Source organism: Haloarcula sp. CBA1129, assembly GCF_008729015.1.
Taxonomy (GTDB): Archaea; Halobacteriota; Halobacteria; order Halobacteriales; family Haloarculaceae; genus Haloarcula.
Genome location: NZ_RKSM01000001.1, coordinates 3,376,426 through 3,398,806 on the forward strand (window position 1 = coordinate 3,376,426; position 22,381 = coordinate 3,398,806).

General features: G+C 64.3%; 25 protein-coding genes. 13 read left to right on the forward strand and 12 right to left on the reverse strand.

The window, feature by feature from the left end; translation table 11 throughout:
• Position 1: 1 nt before the first annotated feature.
• From phoU to thiE, 3 genes are read left to right on the forward strand one after another with little or no spacing between them, the layout of a single operon-like run.
• Positions 2 to 679, forward strand: a complete 678-nt coding sequence (phoU, locus tag Har1129_RS17210) for a phosphate signaling complex protein PhoU (RefSeq protein ID WP_151101953.1) — start codon at positions 2 to 4, stop codon at positions 677 to 679.
• 2 nt (positions 680 to 681) lie between these two features.
• On the forward strand, positions 682 to 1,743 hold the full coding sequence (locus tag Har1129_RS17215; protein ID WP_151101954.1) for a phosphate uptake regulator PhoU: 1,062 nt from the start codon (positions 682 to 684) through the stop codon (positions 1,741 to 1,743).
• Between the two features lie 43 nt (positions 1,744 to 1,786).
• On the forward strand, positions 1,787 to 2,422 hold the full coding sequence (gene thiE / locus Har1129_RS17220; protein ID WP_151101955.1) for a thiamine phosphate synthase: 636 nt from the start codon (positions 1,787 to 1,789) through the stop codon (positions 2,420 to 2,422).
• 82 nt (positions 2,423 to 2,504) lie between these two features.
• Here thiE and Har1129_RS17225 read toward each other — a convergent pair whose 3' ends face one another.
• Both Har1129_RS17225 and Har1129_RS17230 read right to left on the reverse strand, forming a co-directional pair.
• On the reverse strand, positions 2,505 to 2,801 hold the full coding sequence (locus Har1129_RS17225; RefSeq protein ID WP_151101956.1) for a hypothetical protein: 297 nt from the start codon (positions 2,799 to 2,801) through the stop codon (positions 2,505 to 2,507).
• A 178-nt stretch (positions 2,802 to 2,979) separates the two neighbouring features.
• Positions 2,980 to 3,234, reverse strand: a complete 255-nt coding sequence (locus tag Har1129_RS17230) for a glutaredoxin family protein (protein ID WP_151101957.1) — start codon at positions 3,232 to 3,234, stop codon at positions 2,980 to 2,982.
• A gap of 85 nt (positions 3,235 to 3,319) precedes the next feature.
• On the opposite strand from Har1129_RS17230, the gene Har1129_RS17235 reads away from it, so the two are divergent.
• Together Har1129_RS17235 and Har1129_RS17240 are read left to right on the forward strand one after the other, a co-directional pair.
• The gene (locus tag Har1129_RS17235) at positions 3,320 to 4,261 is read left to right on the forward strand and encodes an oxidoreductase (RefSeq protein ID WP_151101958.1); all 942 of its coding nucleotides are present in this window, start codon (positions 3,320 to 3,322) and stop codon (positions 4,259 to 4,261) included.
• 69 nt (positions 4,262 to 4,330) lie between these two features.
• Positions 4,331 to 5,407: a CNNM domain-containing protein gene (locus Har1129_RS17240; RefSeq protein WP_151101959.1), complete on the forward strand. Its 1,077-nt coding sequence runs from the start codon at positions 4,331 to 4,333 to the stop codon at positions 5,405 to 5,407.
• 127 nt (positions 5,408 to 5,534) lie between these two features.
• Here Har1129_RS17240 and Har1129_RS17245 read toward each other — a convergent pair whose 3' ends face one another.
• Entirely contained in the window at positions 5,535 to 6,767 is a 1,233-nt protein-coding gene (locus Har1129_RS17245) for a DUF2238 domain-containing protein (protein WP_151101960.1), read from the reverse strand.
• A gap of 154 nt (positions 6,768 to 6,921) precedes the next feature.
• Here Har1129_RS17245 and Har1129_RS17250 point away from each other — a divergent pair, with 154 nt between their 5' ends.
• Positions 6,922 to 7,101 carry a ribbon-helix-helix protein, CopG family gene (locus Har1129_RS17250; protein WP_151101961.1) on the forward strand — a complete coding sequence of 60 codons (180 nt, stop codon included), beginning with the start codon at positions 6,922 to 6,924 and terminating at the stop codon, positions 7,099 to 7,101.
• Positions 7,102 to 7,129: 28 nt separating this feature from the next.
• Here the strand turns inward: Har1129_RS17250 and Har1129_RS17255 are convergent, their stop codons facing one another.
• On the reverse strand, positions 7,130 to 8,362 hold the full coding sequence (locus tag Har1129_RS17255; RefSeq protein ID WP_151102183.1) for an MBL fold metallo-hydrolase: 1,233 nt from the start codon (positions 8,360 to 8,362) through the stop codon (positions 7,130 to 7,132).
• A gap of 77 nt (positions 8,363 to 8,439) precedes the next feature.
• Here Har1129_RS17255 and Har1129_RS17260 point away from each other — a divergent pair, with 77 nt between their 5' ends.
• Positions 8,440 to 8,625 (forward strand): hypothetical protein, encoded by a 186-nt coding sequence (locus tag Har1129_RS17260; protein ID WP_151101962.1) that lies wholly within the window; start codon positions 8,440 to 8,442, stop codon positions 8,623 to 8,625.
• A gap of 30 nt (positions 8,626 to 8,655) precedes the next feature.
• The gene (locus Har1129_RS17265) at positions 8,656 to 9,693 is read left to right on the forward strand and encodes a proline racemase family protein (RefSeq protein ID WP_151101963.1); all 1,038 of its coding nucleotides are present in this window, start codon (positions 8,656 to 8,658) and stop codon (positions 9,691 to 9,693) included.
• A 365-nt stretch (positions 9,694 to 10,058) separates the two neighbouring features.
• Here the strand turns inward: Har1129_RS17265 and Har1129_RS17270 are convergent, their stop codons facing one another.
• Positions 10,059 to 10,343, reverse strand: coding sequence for a hypothetical protein (locus tag Har1129_RS17270; protein WP_151101964.1), 285 nt, complete (start codon positions 10,341 to 10,343; stop codon positions 10,059 to 10,061).
• 385 nt (positions 10,344 to 10,728) lie between these two features.
• Positions 10,729 to 11,589, reverse strand: a complete 861-nt coding sequence (locus Har1129_RS17275) for a sulfurtransferase (RefSeq protein WP_151101965.1) — start codon at positions 11,587 to 11,589, stop codon at positions 10,729 to 10,731.
• Positions 11,590 to 11,853: 264 nt separating this feature from the next.
• On the opposite strand from Har1129_RS17275, the gene Har1129_RS17280 reads away from it, so the two are divergent.
• A complete protein-coding gene (locus Har1129_RS17280) occupies positions 11,854 to 12,648 on the forward strand; it encodes a sulfurtransferase (protein ID WP_151101966.1) in 795 nt (264 codons plus the stop codon).
• Positions 12,649 to 12,679: 31 nt separating this feature from the next.
• Here the strand turns inward: Har1129_RS17280 and Har1129_RS17285 are convergent, their stop codons facing one another.
• The 3 genes from Har1129_RS17285 to Har1129_RS17295 all read right to left on the reverse strand — a co-directional run bounded on the left by Har1129_RS17285 (position 12,680) and on the right by Har1129_RS17295 (position 15,353).
• On the reverse strand, positions 12,680 to 13,684 hold the full coding sequence (locus Har1129_RS17285) for an AI-2E family transporter (protein WP_151101967.1): 1,005 nt from the start codon (positions 13,682 to 13,684) through the stop codon (positions 12,680 to 12,682).
• A gap of 96 nt (positions 13,685 to 13,780) precedes the next feature.
• A complete protein-coding gene (locus Har1129_RS17290; RefSeq protein ID WP_151101968.1) occupies positions 13,781 to 14,863 on the reverse strand; it encodes a geranylgeranyl reductase family protein in 1,083 nt (360 codons plus the stop codon).
• A gap of 64 nt (positions 14,864 to 14,927) precedes the next feature.
• Positions 14,928 to 15,353 (reverse strand): DUF5518 domain-containing protein, encoded by a 426-nt coding sequence (locus Har1129_RS17295; protein ID WP_225307838.1) that lies wholly within the window; start codon positions 15,351 to 15,353, stop codon positions 14,928 to 14,930.
• A 121-nt stretch (positions 15,354 to 15,474) separates the two neighbouring features.
• On the opposite strand from Har1129_RS17295, the gene Har1129_RS17300 reads away from it, so the two are divergent.
• Positions 15,475 to 15,861 carry a hypothetical protein gene (locus Har1129_RS17300; RefSeq protein ID WP_151101970.1) on the forward strand — a complete coding sequence of 129 codons (387 nt, stop codon included), beginning with the start codon at positions 15,475 to 15,477 and terminating at the stop codon, positions 15,859 to 15,861.
• A 42-nt stretch (positions 15,862 to 15,903) separates the two neighbouring features.
• Here Har1129_RS17300 and Har1129_RS17305 read toward each other — a convergent pair whose 3' ends face one another.
• Together Har1129_RS17305 and Har1129_RS17310 are read right to left on the reverse strand one after the other, a co-directional pair.
• Positions 15,904 to 16,878 carry a hypothetical protein gene (locus tag Har1129_RS17305; protein WP_151101971.1) on the reverse strand — a complete coding sequence of 325 codons (975 nt, stop codon included), beginning with the start codon at positions 16,876 to 16,878 and terminating at the stop codon, positions 15,904 to 15,906.
• Positions 16,879 to 16,947: 69 nt separating this feature from the next.
• Positions 16,948 to 17,715: a hypothetical protein gene (locus Har1129_RS17310; protein ID WP_151101972.1), complete on the reverse strand. Its 768-nt coding sequence runs from the start codon at positions 17,713 to 17,715 to the stop codon at positions 16,948 to 16,950.
• A 122-nt stretch (positions 17,716 to 17,837) separates the two neighbouring features.
• Here Har1129_RS17310 and Har1129_RS17315 point away from each other — a divergent pair, with 122 nt between their 5' ends.
• Positions 17,838 to 18,134 carry a UPF0175 family protein gene (locus Har1129_RS17315; RefSeq protein WP_151101973.1) on the forward strand — a complete coding sequence of 99 codons (297 nt, stop codon included), beginning with the start codon at positions 17,838 to 17,840 and terminating at the stop codon, positions 18,132 to 18,134.
• Positions 18,131 to 18,658, forward strand: coding sequence for a DUF3368 domain-containing protein (locus tag Har1129_RS17320; RefSeq protein WP_151101974.1), 528 nt, complete (start codon positions 18,131 to 18,133; stop codon positions 18,656 to 18,658). The genes Har1129_RS17315 and Har1129_RS17320 overlap by 4 nt, the downstream gene beginning before the upstream one ends.
• Here the strand turns inward: Har1129_RS17320 and uvrA are convergent.
• The gene (gene uvrA / locus Har1129_RS17325) at positions 18,655 to 21,636 is read right to left on the reverse strand and encodes an excinuclease ABC subunit UvrA (RefSeq protein WP_151101975.1); all 2,982 of its coding nucleotides are present in this window, start codon (positions 21,634 to 21,636) and stop codon (positions 18,655 to 18,657) included. The genes Har1129_RS17320 and uvrA overlap by 4 nt on opposite strands.
• A 135-nt stretch (positions 21,637 to 21,771) precedes the next feature.
• On the opposite strand from uvrA, the gene Har1129_RS17330 reads away from it, so the two are divergent.
• Positions 21,772 to 22,353: an LURP-one-related/scramblase family protein gene (locus Har1129_RS17330; RefSeq protein WP_151101976.1), complete on the forward strand. Its 582-nt coding sequence runs from the start codon at positions 21,772 to 21,774 to the stop codon at positions 22,351 to 22,353.
• The last annotated feature ends 28 nt before the right edge of the window (positions 22,354 to 22,381 follow it).

Sequence of the window (22,381 nt, forward strand, 5' to 3'; positions counted from 1 at the left end):
CATGTCGCGCGAGTCGTACCAGCGACAACTGGACGAACTCCGGGAAAATGTGGTCGAGATGGGCGACCTCGTCGTCGAGCGACTCGAAGCAGCACTCGCCGCGCTCCGGACGGTTGACCCGGAGATGGCGCAGTCGGTCATCGACGGCGACGACGAGATTAACGCGCTGTATCTGTCCCTCGAAGCCGACTGTATCGACCTCTTTGCCCTCCAGCAGCCGGTCGCGACCGACCTCCGCTTCGTCGCCGCCTCGTTCAAGATACTCACCGACCTCGAACGCGTCGCGGACCTCGCGACGAACCTCGCGGCGTACGCGCAGTCGGCCGACCGCCGACTCGCCCCCGAAGTCGACGTCGATACGATTGGCCGGGAAGCCTCCGAGATGGTCGAGCGAAGCATCGACGCCTACCGGCGGGAGGACACCGAGGAATGTCGCGCCATCGCGGCTGCCGACGATGCACTCGATGCGCTCTGCCAGCGGGCCAGCGAGACCGTCGCTCGGGACCTCATCGAGCGGGAGGCCGACAGCGCCGACGGCTGGGCGGTCGAGCAACTCCTCGATGACGTGTCCCGGCTCTTGCTGACGGTTCGGGACCTCGAACGCGTCGGCGACCACGCCGTCAACATCGCGGCACGCACCCTGTACATGGTCGAAACTGATTCCGAACTTATCTACTAAGCATGGACACCCGAAAGATACAGACCGTCGGCGGCGGCACGTACACCGTTTCACTGCCGAAAGAGTGGGCCGAGTCCGAGAACTGTACGGCCGGGACGACGGTGAACCTCCACACGCATATCGATGGCCTGCTTGTGATTCAGACCCCCGAGTCCCAGACGACGGCGCGGAACCACGTCGCGCTCGATGCCGGGACCGACGACCCGGCCGAGATAGAGCAGTTGCTTCGGGCAGCCTACGCCGCCGGCGTTGAATCGGTCGCCCTCGGAGTCCCCAACGGCTACACCGACGAGCAACAGCGGGCCATCGAACGCGTCACCCGGAACCTGACCGGCGTCACCGTCGCCGAGGAAACCGAATCGCAGGTAACAGTCCAGACACTGCTTGACGCCAGTGAGGTGTCCGTCAGGCAGTCGGTCCGCCAGCTTCAGTTCGTCGCGCTGTCGATGCACCGGGACGCGATGGCCGCCCTCACAACCGGAACGACCAGCGACCGGTGGGCTGACCGCGATGAGCAGGCCGACCGGCTGTACGCCATGATCGACCGCTACTTCGAGCGCGGGCTGGCGCGACTCGATGAGATAGACGCGCTCGGGCTGACCCGCCCCGAACTGTTCACGCTCTGGGGGACAGCGAACGAACTCGAACGCGTGGCCGACCACGCCGAACGGATCGGCACCGTTGCTGAACAGCTCGATGGGCAGCCAGAACCACCTATCGTCACAGCCCTCGAAGATATCGCTCAGGACGTTCGCACCGTCGTCGAGGACGCTGTCCGCGTCATCATCGGTGATGCCTGCGTCGCTACCGCCCGGCAGACGCTGGCCACGCGCCGAGCGGTACGCCAGCGAATAACCAGCCTCGACCGCCACCTGTTCGAAGCCGGCGACGCCGACTACCGACTCACGCGCGCCCTCGACAGCCTCGCCAGAACGGCGGAACACGGCGGTAACATTGCCGAGTTCGGCCTTCGGATGGCCGTGCGCGACGGTGCGGTCATGGGTTCCAAGACTGGCACCGACGATGCGGACACGGCGAGTTCGACAGCCGAAACGGAGTCCTGACCTAACGCACAGCACCCAAGACCCGTCGGTTCCGAGACCAGATATGGTCGACTGGGACGTGTACCTCGTCACGCAGGCGTCGCTTTCGGCGGGCCGGACAACCGACGCAATCGTCGCGGACGCAATCGACGGCGGCGTTGGCGTCGTCCAGCTCCGCGAGAAGGACCGAACCGCGCGCGAGCGCTACGAACTCGGTCGCGAACTGCGAGAGCTGACCCGCGAGGCCGGCGTCGCGTTTGTGGTGAACGACCGTGTTGACATCGCACAGGCACTTGACGCCGACGGGGTCCACCTCGGCGACGACGACCTTCCCGTCTCTGTTGCGCGGGACCTTCTCGGTGCTGACGCGCTCATCGGGCGCTCCGTCTCGACTGTCGAAGCTGCCAAAACCGCAGCGGCGGCCGGTGCGGACTACCTCGGTGTCGGCGCGGTGTTTGCCACCGGCTCGAAAGACGACATTGACGACGACGAGTACGCTATCGGCACTGATCGCGTCGCCGCTATCGCCGAGGCCGTAGACATTCCGTTTGTCGGCATCGGCGGCATCACGGCCGAGAACGCCACTGAAGTCGCCGAAGCCGGGGCTGACGGTGTGGCTGTTATCACCGAGGTCACACAGGCCGACGATCCGACAGCAGCAACCGAAGCATTGCAACACGCAGTCGAACGCAGTCGGTAGCACCGGTTCCGTCGGCGACCGTGTCTGCTCTTGCGGTCGCTAGTGAGCAGGAAACTACCCGGCTCCCGACGTAGTGTCGCGGTCAGCCAACAATAAACTCGGGTGCAGCGATGGAAGCAACGACGAGAGAGAGGAGTACGAGAATCGCGACGGACCGGAGGACACCAGCCGTTTGCCGCCGACTCGCTGGCAGCGCCTCGGCAATACCGGCCAATCCAGTCCCGAGTACCATGATGAGCAACCAACTACCCGGGGCTCCATCGACAACCCAGCCGTAGCTGTACAGGCCGGCGAAGATGAGTGCTCCGGCGGCATGAACGAGTGTAATAGGGCGTCCGGACGGCTCACTAAAGATGGTCTCGCTGATACTGGAGGGCATCGCCGATGTATTCTCAGCGAGAACCAATAAACGACACTGGTGCTTGCCACATAGCGTCGACCAAGCAGCGAACGACGCTGCTGTCCGGGTCTGGAACCGAAACCACCGCATGACACCCGCAGCGATAGGCTACCGACTGCTCAGTTGCGGGTCACACCCGCTCTCCGACTCGCTGCGGCTACGCCGACTGCTGCAGTTTCTCACGCAACTGTCGCTCGGTGACGTGGTACTTGAACGTCGGCGACCCGTCGACGAAGACGTAGGGCACGCGCTCACCGTACTCCTCGCGGAGTTCGGGGTCCTCATCAACGTCAATGAGGGCCAGTTCGATGGCGACCCCTTCGTCGTCAGCGACCCGCTCTATTGTCTCGATGGCCTCCTCACAGAGATGGCAGTCCTCCCGCGTGTAGACGGTGACCGGCACGTCGCTCATCACCGGAAACACGGGGGCGACGGCATAAGACTCTCACTCTCTCGCCGCCGATGGGTTTCAGTGTCTCGCGCCCGTAACTGCGCCAATGACAGGCTGGACTCGCAAAGATATGCCCCCGCTGACGGATCGAACTGTGGTTGTGACTGGCGCGAACAGCGGACTGGGACTCGAAGGCTCGAAAGCGTTCGCTCGCAGGGCTGCAACGGTGGTGATGGCCTGTCGGAGCGTCGAGCGCGGGGAATCGGCCGCCGAAGAGATCCGCGAAGCCGTTCCGAATGCGACGCTCGATGTCAGAGAGTGTGATCTGGCCGACCTATCGAACGTCGCGTCGTTCGCCGACGGCCTCCGGGACGACTACGACGCCATCGACATCCTCTGTAACAACGCCGGCGTCATGGCGATCCCACGGAGCGAGACGGCCGACGGCTTCGAGACGCAGTTCGGCGTCAACCATCTGGGCCATTTTGCCCTGACCGGGCACCTGCTTGACTTGCTCCGGGCTGCCGACGGCGAGTCCCGAATTGTCACGCAGTCCAGCGGCGCTCACGAGATGGGCGAAATCGACTTCGATGACCTCCAGCACGACCGCTCCTACGGGAAGTGGTCGGCCTACGGCCAGAGCAAGCTCGCCAACCTCCTCTTTGCCTACGAACTTCAGCGCCGGCTGGGCAACCACGGCTGGGGCGATGTGATAAGCGTCGCCTGCCACCCCGGCTACGCCGACACCGACCTCCAGTTCCGCGGGCCGCGAGAGATGGGGTCGGCGCTGCGAACCGCGGCTATGGGCGTTGCGAACGCCGTGCTCGCACAGTCCGCCGAACAGGGCGCGCTGCCGATGCTGTACGCCGCCACCGCCGACGACGTCATCGGCGGCGAGTACGTCGGTCCCGGCGGGCTGTTCGATATGCGCGGCTCGCCCGAGTTCCAGCAGTCCAACGAGGCCTCTCGCGAGGAGGCGACCGCCGAGCGGCTCTGGGACGTTTCGACCGACCTCACCGGCGTCGAGTACGACTTCGAGAGCGCCTGATGACGGTCCAGTGCCGTCGCTACCGGTAAGCCTCACTTTTTTACGTCAGGACGTGAACCCCGCCGGTACATGCAATCAGTCGAGATCGCGGTCAGGCTGCTTGCAGGGGTCGCCCTGATCCTCGCAAACGGCTTCTTCGTCGCCATCGAGTTCGCGCTGACGAGGGCCAGACAGTACGACGAGTCCGAGTTCGACGAACCCAGCCTCCGGCGGGCTTGGGAGATGACTGACGACCTCGAAATCTACCTGACGAGCTGTCAGGTCGGCATTACCGCCTCCAGTATCGCGGTCGGTATCGTCGCCGAGCCGGCGCTGGCGGCCATCTTCGAGCCGTATTTCCAGTCTTCGGCGCTGGCCGGGGTCGGGGCTGGCGCGGCCATCGCGTTCCTCATCATCAATCTCGTCCATCTGACTCACGGCGAGCAGACGCCGACGTACCTCGGCGTCGAGCGCGCGAAGTTCGTCTGCCGGTACGGTGCGACGCCGCTGTACTACTTCGCGTGGGTCATCTCGCCGATTATCAAGGTCGGCGACGGCGTCGCGAAGTGGACGCTGGGGTTGTTCGGCGTCGAGATGTCCGGCGCGTGGCTCGAAACCGAAGTCGATAGCATCGAGTCTCGGGCCGAACTGCGCAACGAACTCGGCTCCGTCCTCGACCGCGGCGACGTACCGGCGGAGCGCCGTGAGGAGGTACTGGCGGCGTTCCGGGTCGGCGACCGCGAAGTCGGCGAGGTGATGGTCTCGCGAGAAGACATCGTTGCGCTGTCGCCCACCGACGACGACGCGACCAACGCCGAGCGGATCGCCGAGACGCCCCACACCCGCTATCCGCTCGTCGGCGAGACGCTCGAAGAGTTCCTCGGCATCGTCTACATCCCCGCCCTCGTCGACGAGCGCGAGGAGCAGGACGGGTCGGGCGGCCTGCTGGACGGCATTGACCTCGAAGAGGTCGCCTCGCCGCCGATGACAATGTCGCCAGACTCGACCGTCAGTGACGCCATCGACCAGTTTCAGGCCGAGCGTCAGGAACTCGCGTTTGTTCTTGAAGACGGTGAAGTCGTCGGGCTGGTGACCGTCACCGACCTCCTCGAAGAGGTCGTCGGCGACATTCAGGACCCGATGGACGCCGAAGCTGGCGTCGCCTGACGCTGACAGCATTCTCAGTGAGTCGTGTCTCGGCGGTTTCCATGACCATCTCGAAGTGCCGGTCAAAATCGAGGCGTGTCCGCCCTCCGTCCCAGTCTATCCGTACCGCGGAGCACTTTCGGGACTCTCAGTCACCGCTCGCGAGCCGCCCCACCCGCCCGGTGAGTCGGGCTGCGATACCCTCGAAGTGGACGGTACTCCAGCCCGCGACGATGAGTGCGCCGACCGTATTGAACACGAGGTCGTTCACGATGTCGCCCGTTCCGTACTGGGCGAGGACCGCCTCACCGCCGACGACCGACGCGATGCCGCCGCTGGCAAATTCTAGGATCTCCCAGCCGACACCCACCGCGAGGACGAACAGGACGACGAAGGTCGCACGGAACTCCCTGTTGAAATCAACCGCCCCGGAGTGGCGTTCGACTGCTCGGGCAATCGCGTATCCCACCCCAGCTATGAGCGATGCCGAAACGGCGTGGGCCAGACTGTCGTACCAGCCAAACGCTTCGTACAGCTCGAACGCGCCGGCCCCGTGCAGCGTCGACGCCACTGTGATCCACAGCACGAGACCGGTATCCATCGCGTAGCCGTACTCCCGGCGGAACAGTGCTGGGAGGAACGTTATCGCCAGCGGGCCGCCGCTGTTGACGAACAGCGTCACGTTGCCCTGCACGAGTGCGAACAGGGATATCCCACTGAGAACAGCCTGTAGCGCCCGGACCGCGAGGCGGTGGTGCTCCCCGTCTCCGGGGAGGGACGCCCCGGATTGGTCAACTGCTGGGGAATCCGGGTCCGAGACCCGCAGTCGAGCAATGCGTGCTGACCGCTCGAAGTACAGTTCGAACACGACGCCAGCGACGATACCGGCGACCGTCGCAGTGACGAGGTCCCACATCAGCTCGGTCTGGCCGTCGAGAAACGCGGTTCCCAGCAGTGTGTCTGTCGCATAGATACTGACCGCCCAGACGCCGGCGACGGCCATCGTCACGATGACGACGAACACCGTTGCGAACCGCGGCGTCATCGTCAGCGAGGTATGCGCATCGAGAACGACGGCCAGCAACAGCGCGACCCCAGCGACCACGAGGAACGGCGTGACCTGCGGGAAGCCGCCGAACGCCCGGACGAGTACCGGCACCGCGACCAGTCCGAGCAACTCCGCGGGCACCGTCGTTTCGAGGTCCCGTGTGACGAACGGAGCCGTGACCGCGACAGCGACGAGAAGTGCCGTGAGTACTGCCCAATCAAATTCGCCACTGGCCGCGAAGCGTCCGGCGCCACCCATGAGAATTCCCGTTACCGCCCACGCGCCGAGCGCGTCGAGTCGGTGGGGGCGAATAAGAGACTGTAGCGTGCCCATCACTGACTGTGGATATGACGGGCGTCGTAATCAAAGCACGGCGGCTTCCTGACACCGTCCTGAAACTCCTCGCTTGCGCGGCCGCTGTCACGCGACTGACTGACGACTGTCTGACGAGGATATATTTCTCTGGCCGTCGAACTCCCCGTAATCAATGGACGAAGCGTTTCTGGACCTCGAATCGATTGAGGTCGAACTGGACGAGGAGTTGCTCGACGCGATTGACGACAAGGCGTTCGCCGACCACCGCGACAACCGGGACGCCGCAATCCGCGACCTGCTCGACGAGTGGCTGAAACAGCGTGCCACCGGAGCCGCGGACGAGGGCGAGTGACCGCATCGCTCGTCTCGTCGTCGCCGTCCTACACGGCGATAGTCGCACCTAACTCGGGCGCTGTCGCGTCGTAGCCGTTCTCGCAGAGCGTGGTTGCAAAGGCCACACAGCGGTCGCCGTGGTTCACGAGCACCGGCGTGTCACGGTAGCTCTCGAGGTATTCTAGCAGTCCACCGCGATCAGCGTGTGCGGAAAAGTCGTACTGCTCGACCCGCGCGCTGACCGGCATAACCCGACCGTCTATCTCGGCGCGCCCCGTCTCTATGAGGTCCCGTCCCGGCGTCCCCTCGACCTGATATCCGGTCATCGTGATCTTGTTCATCGGGTTTCCCCGAATCGAAGGAATATACGTCATCGCTGGGCCGCCCGAGAGCATCCCGCTGGTGGTGACGATAGCCGCCTTTTGATCGGAGATACGCTTGCGCTGGCCGTCCTTGCCCGTAACAAACCGAGCGTGGGATTTCGCCCGCTGAAGCGCGGTCGCGTCGCGGACGAACTCGGGGTACTGTCCGAGCATCTCGGTCACCTGCTTCCCCATTCCGTCGACGTAACACGGGATGTCGTGCGCCTCACAGATGAGGAGCATCTCCTGCGTTCGACCGATGGCGAAGGCGGGCACGACGACGGTGCCGCCTTCCCAGAGCGTCGTTTCGACGCTTTCGACGAACCGTCCCTCGACCGTGTCTCTGGGGTCGTGATCGACATCGGAGTAGGTGCTCTCGCAGATGATCGCGTCCGCGTCGGGGCGGGCCGTCGTCCCCGACACGAGGCGCTGGTCGACAGTGTGGAAATCACCCGTGTAGAGGAGGCGGGTGTCGCCATCGTCGACGAGGACGTGCGCACTTCCCGGGATGTGGCCGGCGTTGTAGAACGTGACCTCGTAGCCGGCGGCCTCGAACGACTCGCGGTAGCCGTGGGTCTCCGACACTTGCGTGACTCGCCTGACGTTGGTCTCAGTGAACGGACAGTTGACCGTCCCGCCGTGGAGTTTGAGCGTGTCCCGCGCGAGCGTCATCGCCAGTTCGTACGTCGGCGGCGTCCAGTGAATCGGTGGCCGTGCGTCGCCCGATACCAAGGCCGGGATGTTCCCGACGTGATCGAGGTGACCGTGGGAAACGACGACGGCGTCCGGTGAGGGCGTACGCACCGGAAACTGTGGTGGCGAGTCGGTCAGCATCCCGAAATCCAGCAGGAGCGACTCGTCGATGAGGACGGCGCTCCGTCCGATCTCACGAGCGCCGCCGAGAAACTGAACGTTCATTGTCGGGGGTAGCATCCGCATACGCTTTCCGTCGTCGGTTCGCGGACACCGGAATCCGATGGAGTACCCTGCTGCCGATGCTGTCCCCGTTCCGGGTGGACCCCGACGGGCAGACTGGTGGACCACCACGAGCGATCTGTTCCCCGTCGTGTTCACGTTCGGTCTCGGAACGATACAACGACTGTATCGACACGCTCCGGGAGATCGACGAACCGTTTTACGACTGGAGCGAGCAACAGATAGAAGAACTGGGACGACTGTAGTGCAGCCACGCTCACCATATCCTCTCACCGATGCAAACTGACACCCTCGTCGAGACGCTCGATACCCACACCGCCGGCGAACCGACCAGAATCGTTACCAGCGGGTTCGACCGTTCGACGATCCGGGGCGGCAGCGTCGCCGCCCAGCGCGACCGGTTCGCCGACGCGCTGGACTGGTTGCGCGAACTGCTCCTCTGTGAACCGCGCGGCCACGACGATATGTTCGGCGCTGTACCGGTCGAACCGGCCGCTGACCACGCCGACCTCGGGCTGTTCTTCATGGACAGCCGGGGGTACCTCGATATGTGCGGCCACGGGACCATCGGTGCCGTGACCGCCCTGATCGAGACGGGCCAGCTCTCGCCCGCTGAGACTATCGTCGTCGAGACGCCGGCCGGGCTTGTCGAAACCCGGCCGACCGTTTCTGACGGTCGCGTTGAAGATGTCACGGTTCGAAACGTCGAATCGTTCGTCTGCGACGGAGTGTCTGTCTCCCTCGACCACCTCGGCGCTGTCGCCTCACTTGACGCTGCCGACCCGACCGACGATTCGCTCTCGGTGCCGGTGGATATCGTTTCGGCCGGCAACGTCTTCGCGATGGTCGAGGCCGATGCGGTCGGCCTGTCAGTCGAGACGGCATCGGTCGACGCGTTTGTCGAGTACGGCAGAGCTATCCGGCGCGCGGTCAACGAGCGAGGCGATGTCGTCGACCCCGTCACCGGCGAGGCGAGACAGGTTTCCATTGTCGAGTTCTACGAGCACGGTGCCGAAGCCGACCGCAACGTCGTCGTTTTCGGTGACGGACAGGTCGACCGTTCACCCTGTGGCACCGGCACCTGTGCGAAGATGATGCTGCTGCACCACGAGGGCGACCTCGATGTCGACGAGCCGTACCGCTACGAGAGCGTCATCGGCACGCGCTTCACCGGTCGACTGGTCGATATCGAGCGGCGCAACGGTATCGACGTCGGGACACCGGAGGTGACCGGGTCGGCGTACATCACCGGTCGCCACACGTTCATGCGCGACGAACGCGACGACCTCGGCGGGTTCTCGCTCCGGTCCTGACCGAACCGCGCCGTCGCGACTGGGTCGAGAGGAAATCTACGGACTAGAACACGATGCTATCCGAACTGTTAGCTCTTGTGGGGCGCTAACTCGTCGGTCACAGATTCTGTATTGTGTGAAGATAACACGTCGACTGGGCAGTGTTATCACGCTAGCATAAACAATTATTATACTCGGGGCTCATTGTTCAGTTGTCATGGCGACACGCCAGCAACCCCCGACGACGTACCACACGTGCAGTTGCGGTGAGGAGTTCGACACGACGGAGGAACTCCTCGAACACGCACGAGAGGCACACGGGCTTAGCGTACACTGACTGGCATCACGTCGTTTTTTCCGAAAAAGAGCTACCTGCCAGCAACTGGTCAGGATGTCTTGTCGATGTCCTGTCGCACGCTGAATCGGGCGTAGCCGCCGTGTGAGAGGTCAAGCGCACCCAGCCACCAGTTCCATCGCTCGGCGAGTCCGTAGTCGTCGGGCGCGTCCGCGAGGTTATCAACGATATCCCCCACCGTTAGCTCCGCCCCGAAATCGGTCACGAACTGGTCCGATTCTGAGAGGTCCCGCGCCTGTCTGGCCACGACGGTAACGATGTCAGGGTCGGCGTCGAAGGTGTCGCGGAGTTCCCGTTCGAGTTCCTTTCGGTCCACGTCCGGGTTAGGATGCGCATCTGACTTGAATGTACGGTTGGGGACAACGTTGCGTTTCGGGGTCGGAAGAGAGCCGTTCGGAACGACGGTCACTGCCTCGGTTACGCCATCGGTCCCGACCAGCGCGACAAAAACCGAAGGTAAATCGATATTTCTACGTTATCGTTTACTCGGCCTCGCCCTTCTCCGCGGGTCGGCTATGCCTCCCCGCTCCGATTCGAAGCTTCGTGCGCTACGCTTACTCAGCTTCGCCCTGCTTCACGGCTCCCGGTGGTCGCCGTTCCGCTACGAGACCGATTCTTCGCTACGCTCAGTCGTCGGCCTCGCCCTTCTCCGCGGGTCGGCTATGCCTCCCCGCTCCGATTCGAAGCTTCGTGCGCTACGCTTACTCAGCTTCGCCCTTCTCGATAGGCGCACCAACCAGATTGCCCCATTCGGTCCAGGAGCCGTCGTAGTTGATGGTGTCCTCGTAGCCCAGCAGTTCGTGCAGGGCGAACCAGGCGACCGAGGAGCGCTCGCCGATGCGGCAGTAGGCGACCGTCGTGGAGTCGCCGTCGATGCCGTACTCAGCGTAGAGCTCTTCGAGTTCGTCGTAGTCCTTGAAGGTGCCGTCGTCGTTGGTGACGGCCGCCCAAGAGATGTTCTGTGCGCCGGGCACGTGGCCGCCACGCTGGGCCGTCTCTTGGAGTCCAGGGGGTGCGAGGATTTCGCCGGAGAACTCCTCGGGCGAGCGAACGTCCACAAGCGGCAGTTCCCGCTCGATGGCGTTCTCGACGTCCTCTCGGTAGGCGCGGATGGACTCGCGCGGACCGGCGGCTTCGTAGTCGACTTCCGAGAACTCGGGCACTTCGTCGGTGAGTTCGTAGTCGTTTTCGACCCAGTACTCGCGGCCGCCGTCGAGGAGCTTCACGTCGTCGTGGCCGTAGTACTTGAACTGCCAATATGTGTAGGCAGCGAACCAGTTGGAGTTGTCACCGTAGAGGACGACCGTCGAGTCCTCGCTGATGCCGTGGGCACCGAGCAGGTCCTCGAAGTCGTCCTTGTCGAGAATGTCTCGTGTCGTCTGGTCTTGGAGATCCGTCTCCCAGTTGAAGCCGACAGCGCCGGGCGCGTGGCTCTCGTCGTACAGTTCCGTGTCGACGTCGACCTCTACCAGTCGATGGGCGGGGTCGTCGCTCTGGAACTCGTCCAGATGCTCGCTGACCCAGTCGGCCGAGACGAGCACGTCGTTAGCGTATTCAGTCATAGTGCATCGAAGCGTAAGTCTACCAGACATATATTACTACGACTTTCGGCATGTTCGGCCACTCATCCACCGTGACGGCATATGTTGCCTCTACTACTGTCTGTAGAAACCGAGTACTTCGGCAGCCCAGCGGACACGCGCCATGGCGTCCCATGTCCGGGAGTGAACCGGGTCACGGTCTCACGAGAGTCGGCAGTATTTGCATCCACCTTCGACCGGCTATGATGGGAGTTTTCAAGCGGACGGAGCGGTAACGCGTGGATGATGACTGATTTCGTCTCTGCGGAGTGGGTGTCAACCCGGGGTGACGGCCTCCGGGTAGTCGATGTCCGGGACGCGTGGGAGTACGACGGCCTCGGACACCTCCCGGGCGCGGTGAACGTGCCCTTCGATTCGTTCCGGGCAGACGAACACGGCGCGGAATCCGATGCCGGCCACGGGATGCTCCCAGACGAGGATGCGTGGGCGAAACTCCTCTCGGCGGCCGGCATCATGCCGGAGAGCGAGATCGTTGCGTACGACGACCATCACGGCGTCTTCGCTGCTCGCTTTCTGGTCACTGCGGAACTGTTCGGCCACGACCCTGACCGGCTCCACCTCCTCGACGGTGACTTCTCCAGTTGGCAACTCAAACGGGAGACGACGAGCGAGTCGCCGGCCGTCGAGCCGACCGACTACGAAGTGACGCGTCCCGACTCGACGCCGCTGGTCGGCCCGGACGCGGTCGCTGACGCCGCAGACGATCCTGACGCGGTGCTGGTCGACACACGCGAGGACGAGGAATACGACGCGGGTCACATCCCCGGTGCGGTCCTGCTGGACTGGCGGGACCTCGTCGACGACGAGACCCGGGGCCTGTTACCTCGTGACGAGGCACTATCGGTTCTCGAAAATGCGGGCATCGTCCCAGAGAAACGTGTTGTCCTCTACTGTAACACCGCCCGGCGTATCAGCCACACGTACGTCGTCCTGCGGCATCTCGGCTTCGAGCAGGTAGATTTCTACGAGGGGAGCCTCACCGAATGGGAGGCACAGGGACGGCCGCTGGAGACGAACTGAGTCTGCGTCGCGACCGCTGGAACAGCCCACATCACGTCAGCCTCTGCTGGTCCCCCTGTTGCTCGTTCGTCAACAGCGACGACAGTTCGACCAGTAGCGCGATAACGACCGGCCCGGCGATGAAGCCGATGACGCCCAGCGTCAACACCCCGCCGGTGAACCCGACGAAGTAGAGGCTGGCTGGAAGGCCGGTCGTGTAGCGGGCGAGCTTCGGCCTGATAACCGCGTCGGGGAGAAAGCCGACGAAGACGAGGCCGAACACGGTCACCAGTATCGCCCCAGTGATATTGCCGTTGATGATGTCCGCGCCAGCGATGGTGAGGACGACGACGCTGGGGCCGATGACGGGGATGAACTGCAGGACGCCGGCGATCACAGCCAGCGCGAACGCTCCCTGATAGCCCAGCAGCCAGAACACGACCCATGCCACGACGAAGGTCCCGAACGCTGTCGCCGCCTGAAGGACGTATATCGCGTACAGCGTTCCCCGAAGCCGCTGGTGCAGGCGGTTGACGACCTCGTGATACGACGCCGGCACCGTCCGATAGACGGCCTTTTTCGGAACCTTTGGCTGCCAGAGCATCGCATAGACGAGAATGGCAAACAGCACAGCCTTCAGCGCCAGCACGGGTGATTCAGCGGCCAGATCCACCGCGATAGCCGTGAGTGTCTCCCGGGCGGCCGTCAGCGTTGGATCGATTTCGACCGGGTAACTGAACCCGCCGAAATCGAGGGTCACCACCGACGGGAGCTGTTGGAAGAAGGTAAACAGGTCCCGGCGGCGCAGATACAGCACGGCCGCGAGTGGGACGAACACGAGCGTTCCGACGACGAAGGCGATGCCCGTCGTCACGGCCGCCGACAGCCGCTTGTTGAGCCCATTGCGTCCGAGCCACTCCGAGACGGGAAACAGCACGTACGCGACTGTGATTGCGAAGAAAATCGTCGATAGCACCCGCGCGAGCAGGACTGTCGTTAGGCAGCCGGTGAGAACAAGCAGGCCCGCGAGGACGTAGGTACGTCGGCGTGTTACCACGCCCGTCCTTTTCCATCGGCCGGTAAAAACGTTATCTGCACACGCCAGAAGAATAACACGTCACGCGGACTCGATGAGGTCATCGCAGTCGGGCGTTCAGGTCCGGGAGAACAGCGCCGCCAACTGCTCCCGGGAGAACAGCGTCGTCGGCCGGTCCATGTGGACGCCGATCTCGCCTTCGAAGGCTTTCATCCCGGCCTTCTGTATCGGCTCCGGCGCGGAGTAGCCGGCCCGAACCGCGTGGCCGAGGCGTATCTCCTGCCGGAGGTCGTCGCGCCACGCTCTCTCGTAGTCGCCCAGCGTCGCCGGGTCTTCCGGGTCGATTTCACGGGCCGCGTGGTCGGCCGCGGTCATACTGTAGCGGATGCCGCCGCCGGTGAAGGGCTTGGTCTGGGCCGCGGCATCCCCGATGAGAAAGGACCGCCGGCCGGTGACCCGTTTCGGTGGGCCAATGGGAATGAGTCCCGAGCAGCGGCGGTCGGTTTCGACCCCGTAGCCGTCGACGAATTCTTCGAAGCGGCCGCGGGCGTCGTCCCCCGGTGGTACCGCCAGTCCGTACTCGACGCCGGCCTCGCCCCGCGGGATGCGCCAAGCGAAAAAGCGCGGGACGGTGAGGTGGACGTCGACGAAATCGCTGTGGTCCACCTCGTCGCTGAACCCGAGTACGCCGTGGAGCAGTTCGTCGGGTTCGGGCAGGTCGAGTTCCCGCCGGACGCGGCTCTTCGGCCCGTCACAGCCGGCGACCATCTTCGCGCGGTGCGTCTCGACGCCGTCGTCGCCCCGGACATCCACGGTGACGCCGTCCCTGTCCTCGGTGACGCCAACGACGGAGTGCTCCTCGCGAACGTCGGCACCGGCGTCGCGGGCCAGCCCGGCGAGGTGCTTGTCCAGCCCGACGCGGTCGATGACGTTCGAGATGACTTCATCCTTGTAGAAGGGATGGTCTGCGCTCCCGGGGCCGCCCGTGTGGAACCGCGCACCGGAAATCTCGTTCTGGAACAGTTCGTCGCGAGCGTCCTCGGTGAACTCCCAGATGTCCGTGCTCACGTGGCCCGAGCAGGCCAGCGGCTTGCCGATCTCCCCCTGTTCGAACACCACCACGTCAAGCCCCCGACTCGCCGCCTGACGCGCGTACCGGGACCCAGCCGGACCCGCGCCGACCACCGCAACATCGTGCATACACGTTCTCTCGGTGTCACGAACCAAATAGCTTCTCGATTTAGCGCACACCGTGCCCGTCGCGTCAGCTACCCGCTGCGGGGATTCGCGGGTGGCCCTGTCGCTCGGCCAGCCAGCCGCCGAAGCGACCGGCCAGAGCACCGACCAGCACCGGAAGTGCCAGCAGCCACACGCCGACGACCAGTGTCATGATGAGGCCGACAGCCCGGAACCACAGCGGGTTGGGAACCGTCGGTACTGCCACCAACAGCTCTTTCAGCGACCAGAGAGCTGGGAGTCCCCCGATGAGGCCGGCCCTGTGCCCAGCGGCGGTCCCCGTTCCACCGTGGCGCTTGATCAGATACCCCGCGACGGCGCTGCCGAGGAATAGCCCGTGAAAGGTGATGTTCGACGACGACTGCAACACCTGCCCAATCGTAAACAGCGCGGGGACGAGGCCGCCGATGAGGGCGCATTGCCATGTCTTCGATACCTCGAACTGGAGGGACATAGCCGGGGCATGGGTCGCCGGAGTCAAAAAATGAAACCCTGATGACACAGACATCGCCAGCAGTCACCGTATCGACGGCCCAATCAGGATTCATTTGTCGGTCGCGCCCCTAGCAACGGCTATGGCAGAGTACCAGCCCGGCGTGTGTAACATCGGAGCGAACCAGCGCCGCGCCCGACGGCTGTCGGCCATCGGGTCGTTCGCCGTCGCTCTCGGTATTGCGGTCGCCGTTGGGGTCGGTGCGGTCCCGGCTCTGTCGCTGTGGGCGACCGTCCCGTTCGTCTTCGGCGGCTACCTCGGCGCGTTGCAGGACTACTTCCGGTTCTGTGTTGCCTTCGGTGCGCTCGCCCGCTACGACCTGTCGGGGTCGGGCGGGGACAGCGGAAACGTTGCTGCAACCGAGGCTGTTCGTGCTGATCGCCGACAGGCCGCGAAAATTCTCCTGCTCGCGGCCGCGGCGACAGTCGTGACGGGCGGCCTCGGAGCTGCTTTCCTCCAACTGGTGTAACTGCGGACGGACTCTGGCGACAGCTATCCGTCTGGCCGCGTGTTAAACGATAGCCAGTCCGCTCGGCACCTGATTGTACTCGGCCGACCAGTCTCCAGCGTCAGGCCACCGCCTGACCCACATCTCCCCTCGTTTCGACTCGAACAGCCCGTGGTTCGTCAGCGCGAGCAAGCTGCCGTCCGGGTCGGTGGCGAGCACCGGTCTGGCCAGTCCGTCCGGCCCGGGCAGGCCGTCCATCGATTGGATCCAGCGGTCGCCGTCCCACCGATACACGTAGCTCTCGCCGCTGGTGCTGTGGGCCGACCGGGGGCCGCTGGCCGCCGAGACGACGATGCGGTCCGGATCCTCCGGGTGGACGGCAAGCCCCCACACGTACCGATGGGCCAGCCCCGCCTGTGGGTGGGTCCACGTCTCGCCGCGGTCGGTCGACAGCGCGAAGCCGTCGCCGGCTGCGGTGTACACCCGGTCCGGGGCGTCGGGGTGGGTCGCCAGCGTGTGGTTGTCCCGCCGCGCGCCGTCGGGGTGGTCGACCCACGTTTCGCCGCCGTCGGAACTGCGGAGGAACGCGCCGGCCTCGATGGCGACGTACACCTGCTCCGGATCGTCCGGCGCGAGGGCGAGCCAGCGCACATGGTGGGTGTGTGGCCGCGGCGGGAACGACCATCGCGACGCCGAATCGAGGTTGGTCAGCCCCGACCGCTCCGTCCACGTCGCCCCGCCGTCGGCCGAGCGGTAGACCGCGCTCGGCTCCGTCCCGGCCCACACCACGTTGGAGTCGTGCGGGCTGACCGTGACGCTCGTCACGCGGTCGCCAGCGGCCAGTACCTGCTCCCACGTCGCGCCGCCGTCGGTCGTCCGCTGGAGGCCGGCGTCTGCGGTGCCCACGAAGGAACGTTCTGGTTTGGCCGCTTCTGCGGCGACGCACTCGATGTCGTGGCCGAGAAGATAGTCGTCCCAGCCGCTGTCGCCGTCCCCAACGAGGACGCGGTCACTGAGCGCGGCGTAGGCGGTGTGCATACTGCATGCGACGAGCTACGTGCAGAGAACGGTGTCGCCCGCTCGCGCCTTTTGCCTCGAAATCGAGGACTACGGCGTCCACCAGCGCAGGCCGACCATCACGAAAACGATGGCCAGTTGCATCAGCCCCTGCAGGCCCCCGAGCTTGGCGTTTCGCATCCCGATCTCCGAGACGAGGTCCACGTCCGGGTTCTCGGAGACGACTTGCCGGTAGATTCGGACTTCGCCGGGGAGAATGACGCCGAAACCCTGCACGGACAGTACCGTCACGATAGCGAGCGTGGCGACGATCCACCACGAGGTCATCGCAAAGGCAGGTAGCGTCGTGGCGAGATACGCGCCGGAGCCCACGACGGCCACGCCGAGGACGCCCAGCGTCTTTGGGTCGGTCAGTGCGTCGAACTGATAGCCGATGAGGAGGACGACCGGAATCAGCGTCGCGGCGGTCAGAATCGCTAACCACGGGTCGGCGTTCGGGAACTTTCCGAGGCGAAGCGCCAGCAGGATGCCGCCGCTGATAGTCACCGTCGCCAGCGTCGGCATCAGGAACGTCATCTTGGGCGTGAACGACGCGAAGAAGTCGGCCCGGGCCTCGGGCTCCTGGCCGCCCAGCACCGGCCCCAGCACTAGGCCCATGAACAGGTCGATGCCGGTCCACAGCACGCCAGCCATGACGTGCACATAGGTCAGCGCCCGGATGTTGCCGCTGGCGAGCGCCCCCGCAAACGCGAGCAGCGGGACGGCGACCGCTCCCACGGCAAAGGCCGGGTTCGCCTGCTTCGCCAGCCCACCGATACCACGTTTCCGCTCGACACGGTCCGCTGTCGACTGCGCCATGTCTGCTATATCAGGTGTCGCTATCGACTAAAACGTTGGTGGCCGCTTCCTAACTCGCTGCTACACTGCTACCTGACTCACGTGACCATACGTTTAATGCATCGCAATGCGTTGCATTACACATGGAAAATGTCACCACTCGCATGAGTGACGAGGAACTCGGTCTGGTGGCCCGACTCGCCGACGTGACCGGGGCGAGCCGCAGTGATGCTATCCGACAGGCCATTCAGCGGGGGGCCAGAGAGGAACTGATTCGGACTGCACTCCAGCGGTATCAGGACGGCGAGGTCGGGATGCGTGGGGCTGCCGACATCGCTGGCCTCACCATCGCGGAGATGATGACTGAAGCGAACGAACGCGGCGTTATGACGAACTACGATGAGGCAGACCTGGCCGGCGACGTAGATTCGCTCCGATGACTGACGGCGACCGAACGGTTCTGGTAGATGCCAGCGTATTCATCACACTAGCTGATACTGGGAGCGCTGACCTGCTTACCGGACTCGATGGTTCAGTCGTCATTCCCGACTGCGTTCGCCAAGAGATTACCAGTGACCCGGCAGCGAAAACGCTGTCCGACGCCGTCGCTGACGGCTTGATCACCTGCCCAGAGCCTGTTCCCGATGCTGCCGTTGAGGAGGCAGCCAGCCACCTCGGCCGTTCCGAGGAGGAAGTTCAAGGAGATGCCGTACTGCTGGCTCACGCACTAGTCGAAGATGACCCCGTCGTCATTACCGACGATAACCCTCTCAGACAGACCTCCAAGGCGCTGTCGATACCGATCTCTGGGTCGATTGGTGTCCTCGTACGGACTGTCGAGCGGGGTGATGTCGATTCGGACGCCGCAAAGGAGACACTCTATGCGATGGATGAAGTCGGAGCCCGCCTCAGTGCGAGTCTCGTAAAGCGAGCGGAGCGATTGATCGACGACGCGGCCGATTAGTCGTCGTCCGCGGCTGGCTGCTCAGCCGCCGACTCGCGGTCGGCGCGTGGCCCCTCTAGCTCGACGGTCGGCAGCAGGTCCCGGAGGTACTTTCCGGTGTAGGACGCTTCGGTCCGGGTCACGTCCTCCGGTGTTCCCTGAGCGACGAGCTCACCGCCGTTCTCGCCGCCTTCGGGGCCGAGGTCGATGATGTGGTCGGCGTTTTTCACGAGGTCGAGTTCGTGCTCGATGACGACCACGGTGTTGCCGTCGTCGGTGAGCCGGTGGAGCACGTCGATGAGCTTGCGCTCGTCCTCCGGGTGGAGCCCGGTCGTCGGTTCATCCAGCAGGTACAGCGTCTCGCCCGAGTCTTTCTTGCCGAGTTCCTCGGCGAGCTTCACGCGCTGGGCCTCGCCGCCGGAGAGCGTGGTCGAGGGCTGTCCGAGGCGCATATAGTCCAGTCCCACGTCCTTCAGGAGTTCCAGCCGGCGGCGGATGCCGCTGTGGCTCTCGAAGAAGTCGTAGGCCTCCTCGACAGTCATGTCGAGCACGTCGGCGATGGTCGCACCCTTGTAGGTCACGTCCAGCGTTTCGTCGTTGTAGCGCGCGCCGCCACACTCCTCGCAGGGGACCGTCACGTCCGAGAGGAAGTTCATGTCGATGGTGACCGTGCCCTGTCCGCCACAGCCCTCACAGCGGCCGCCCTTGACGTTGAACGAGAACCGCCCCTTCTCGTAGCCCCGCTGTTTCGAGAGGCTGGTCTCGGCGAACAGCTCGCGGATGTGGTCGAAGACGTTGGTGTAGGTCGCCGGGTTGGAGCGGGGCGTGCGGCCGATGGGCGACTGGTCGATGAGCCGCACCGTCTCGACGGCGTCGAGGCCGTCGATAGCGTCGTGCTCGCCGGGGTTCACGTCGGTGTCGTTCATCCGGCGGACCAGCCCCTTGTACAGCACGTCGTGCATCAGCGTCGACTTCCCGGAGCCAGAGACGCCCGTGATGGCGGTGAACGTCCCCAGCGGGATGGACACGTCGAGGTCCGCGAGGTTGTGCTGACGAGCGCCCCGAACCGTGAGTTCGCCGTCGGCCTCGCGGCGGCTGTCGGGCACCGGAATCGTCCGCTCGCCCGAGAGGTACTTCCCGGTGACCGACTCGTCGGTGTCGATGACCTCGTCCATCGGCCCGTTGACGACGACTTCGCCGCCGCGCTTGCCCGGCCCGGGGCCCATGTCGATTATCTGGTCGGCCCGGCGCATCGTCTCGGTGTCGTGTTCGACCACGAGCAGCGTGTTCCCGAGGTCCCGGAGCTCTTCAAGGGTGTTCAGCAGGCGGTCGTTGTCCCGCTGGTGGAGGCCGATAGAGGGTTCGTCGAGGACGTAGAGGACGCCGACGAGGCCGCTTCCGATCTGAGTCGCCAGCCGAATACGCTGGCTCTCCCCGCCCGACAGCGTCGAGGCCTCACGGTCCAGTGTCAAGTAGTCCAGCCCGACCTCGGTCATGAAGCCAAGGCGGGCGCGAATCTCCTTGAGAATCTCCTCGGCGATTTTCCGGTCCCGAGCCGAGAGGTTCCCCTCCATCCCTTCGAAGTGCGCCAGCGCGTCGCTGATAGACATCTCGTTGACGTCGGTGATTGAGGTCCCGTCCACGAGCACCGCCCGCGACTCGGCCTTGAGTCGCGTCCCTTCGCAGGCCGGGCACGTCGTCGTCGCCATGAACTCCTCGATGTGCTCGCGGGCGCGGTCCGAGTCCGTCTCGACGTGTCGCCGCTCAAGGTTCGGGATGACGCCCTCGAAGCGCTCGCTTTTCTCGCGGGTCCCGTTCTTGGTCCGCCACTGGAAGTCGACGATGCGGTCGGTCCCATAGAGGAACTGCCGCTGGATGGACTCGTCTAGCTCCTCGAACGGCGTCGAGAGGTCTACGCCGAAGTGCTCGGCGACGTTGTCCAGTTGCCGCGAGTAGTAGGTCCGGTCGTAGCTCCATGGCTCGAAGACGTGCTTGAGCGCCTTCGACGGGTCGGTGATGACGAGGTCTTCGCTGACCTCCTTCGTCTCGCCCAGCCCCTCACACTCCGGGCAGGCCCCGTGCGGTGAGTTGAACGAGAACGAGCGCGTCTCGATTTCGGAGATGTCGATACCGCAGTGAGTACAGGCGAGGTCCTCGGAGAGTTCGACAACGAGGCGGTCCGCGGCGGTGTCGTCGTCCGCTTCGTCCCCGTCGGCAAGGTCACCGGTCGCTCTGGCGTCTGACCCGCCGAGCGTTTCCGACGCGCCCTCGGGCGGGTCCGGCAGGATGACCTTCAGCGTCCCGTCGGCCTCTTCCAGCGCAGTCTCGACGGAGTCCGTGAGACGCGAGCGGGCATCCGGCGAGATCTTCACGCGGTCCACGACCACGTCGATGGTGTGGTCGTAGTTCTCGTCCAGTTCGGGGCGGTCCATCGTGAGGTCGAACGCCTCGCCGTCGACCTCGACGCGGCTGTACCCCTCGCCGACGAGGTCGTCGAACAGGTCCTCGAAGGCCCCCTTCTGGTCGCGAACGACCGGCGCACACAGTTTCGCTCGGGTTCCCTCGGGCAGTTCGAGGAGGCGAGACACCATGTTCTGGGCGGACTGCTCGCCCACTTCGCGGCCACACTCCGGACAGTGAGGCGTGCCGACGCGAGCGTACAGCAGCCGGAGGTAGTCGTGCAGTTCGGTGACGGTGCCGACCGTCGAGCGGGGGTTGTTGGCGGCGTTCTTCTGGTCGATAGAGATCGCCGGCGAGAGCCCTTCGACGTTCTCGACCTGTGGCTTGTCCATCTGCCCCAAGAAGTTCCGTGCGTAGGCGGAGAGCGACTCGATGTAGCGCCGCTGGCCTTCGGCGTACACCGTCTCGAACGCGAGCGAGGATTTGCCCGACCCCGACAGCCCGGTGACGACTGTCAGTTCCTCGCGGGGAATCTCCACGTCGACGTCCTTGAGGTTGTGTTCCTCGGCCCCTCGGACCTCGATTATATCCTTGCTCATCTTTGAATCTTGGTTGGCCGGCAGGAGGGAAACCCTGTCGGTTCGGGTACCGGTAGACGAGTTCTCTCGCGGGACTGTTTTTATTTTGAGTGATGGTGCGAAAGATTTACCATAAATATCGAGTATGAGATTTGTATGGGTACGACGAGCGACTACGACATCAAAGGAATCGACCTCTCCGACGACAGCTACACGGTCGAACAGAGTCTGGTCCGCAACAAGTACAAGGCGATGGACGCCGCCGGAAACGTCGTCCTCCGCGGGAAACAGAAGATGCTGAAGATGAAAGAGCAGTTCCCGTTCGTCGACGCGAACGGCGACGAGGTGTTCGAGGTCAATGCCGGCGGCATAATCGACGTGGCCGGCAACTACGTCCTCACCGACTCCAAGACAGGCGAGGACATCGTCATCCTCGACAATGACTACTCGATCTTCCAAGATACGTGGAAGATTCGGGACGCCAGCACGGAGGCGAAAATCGCCGAGATCAACTCCCAAGGCGCGCTCGTGACTATCGCCCGGAACTTCGTCCCCTTTGGCGGCTGGATTCCTCACAAGTACGAGATAACCGATCAGGACGGCAACCACGTGGGCAACATCGACGGGCAGTTCTCGCTCAAAGACCGCTACGAGATCACCATCGACGACGCCAGCACGGTCCCGAAAGAGCCGATTATCGCAGCGGCGATGGTTATCGACGCGATTCAGGGGAACTAGCTGACCTGCGGACACCGGAATCCTTCTT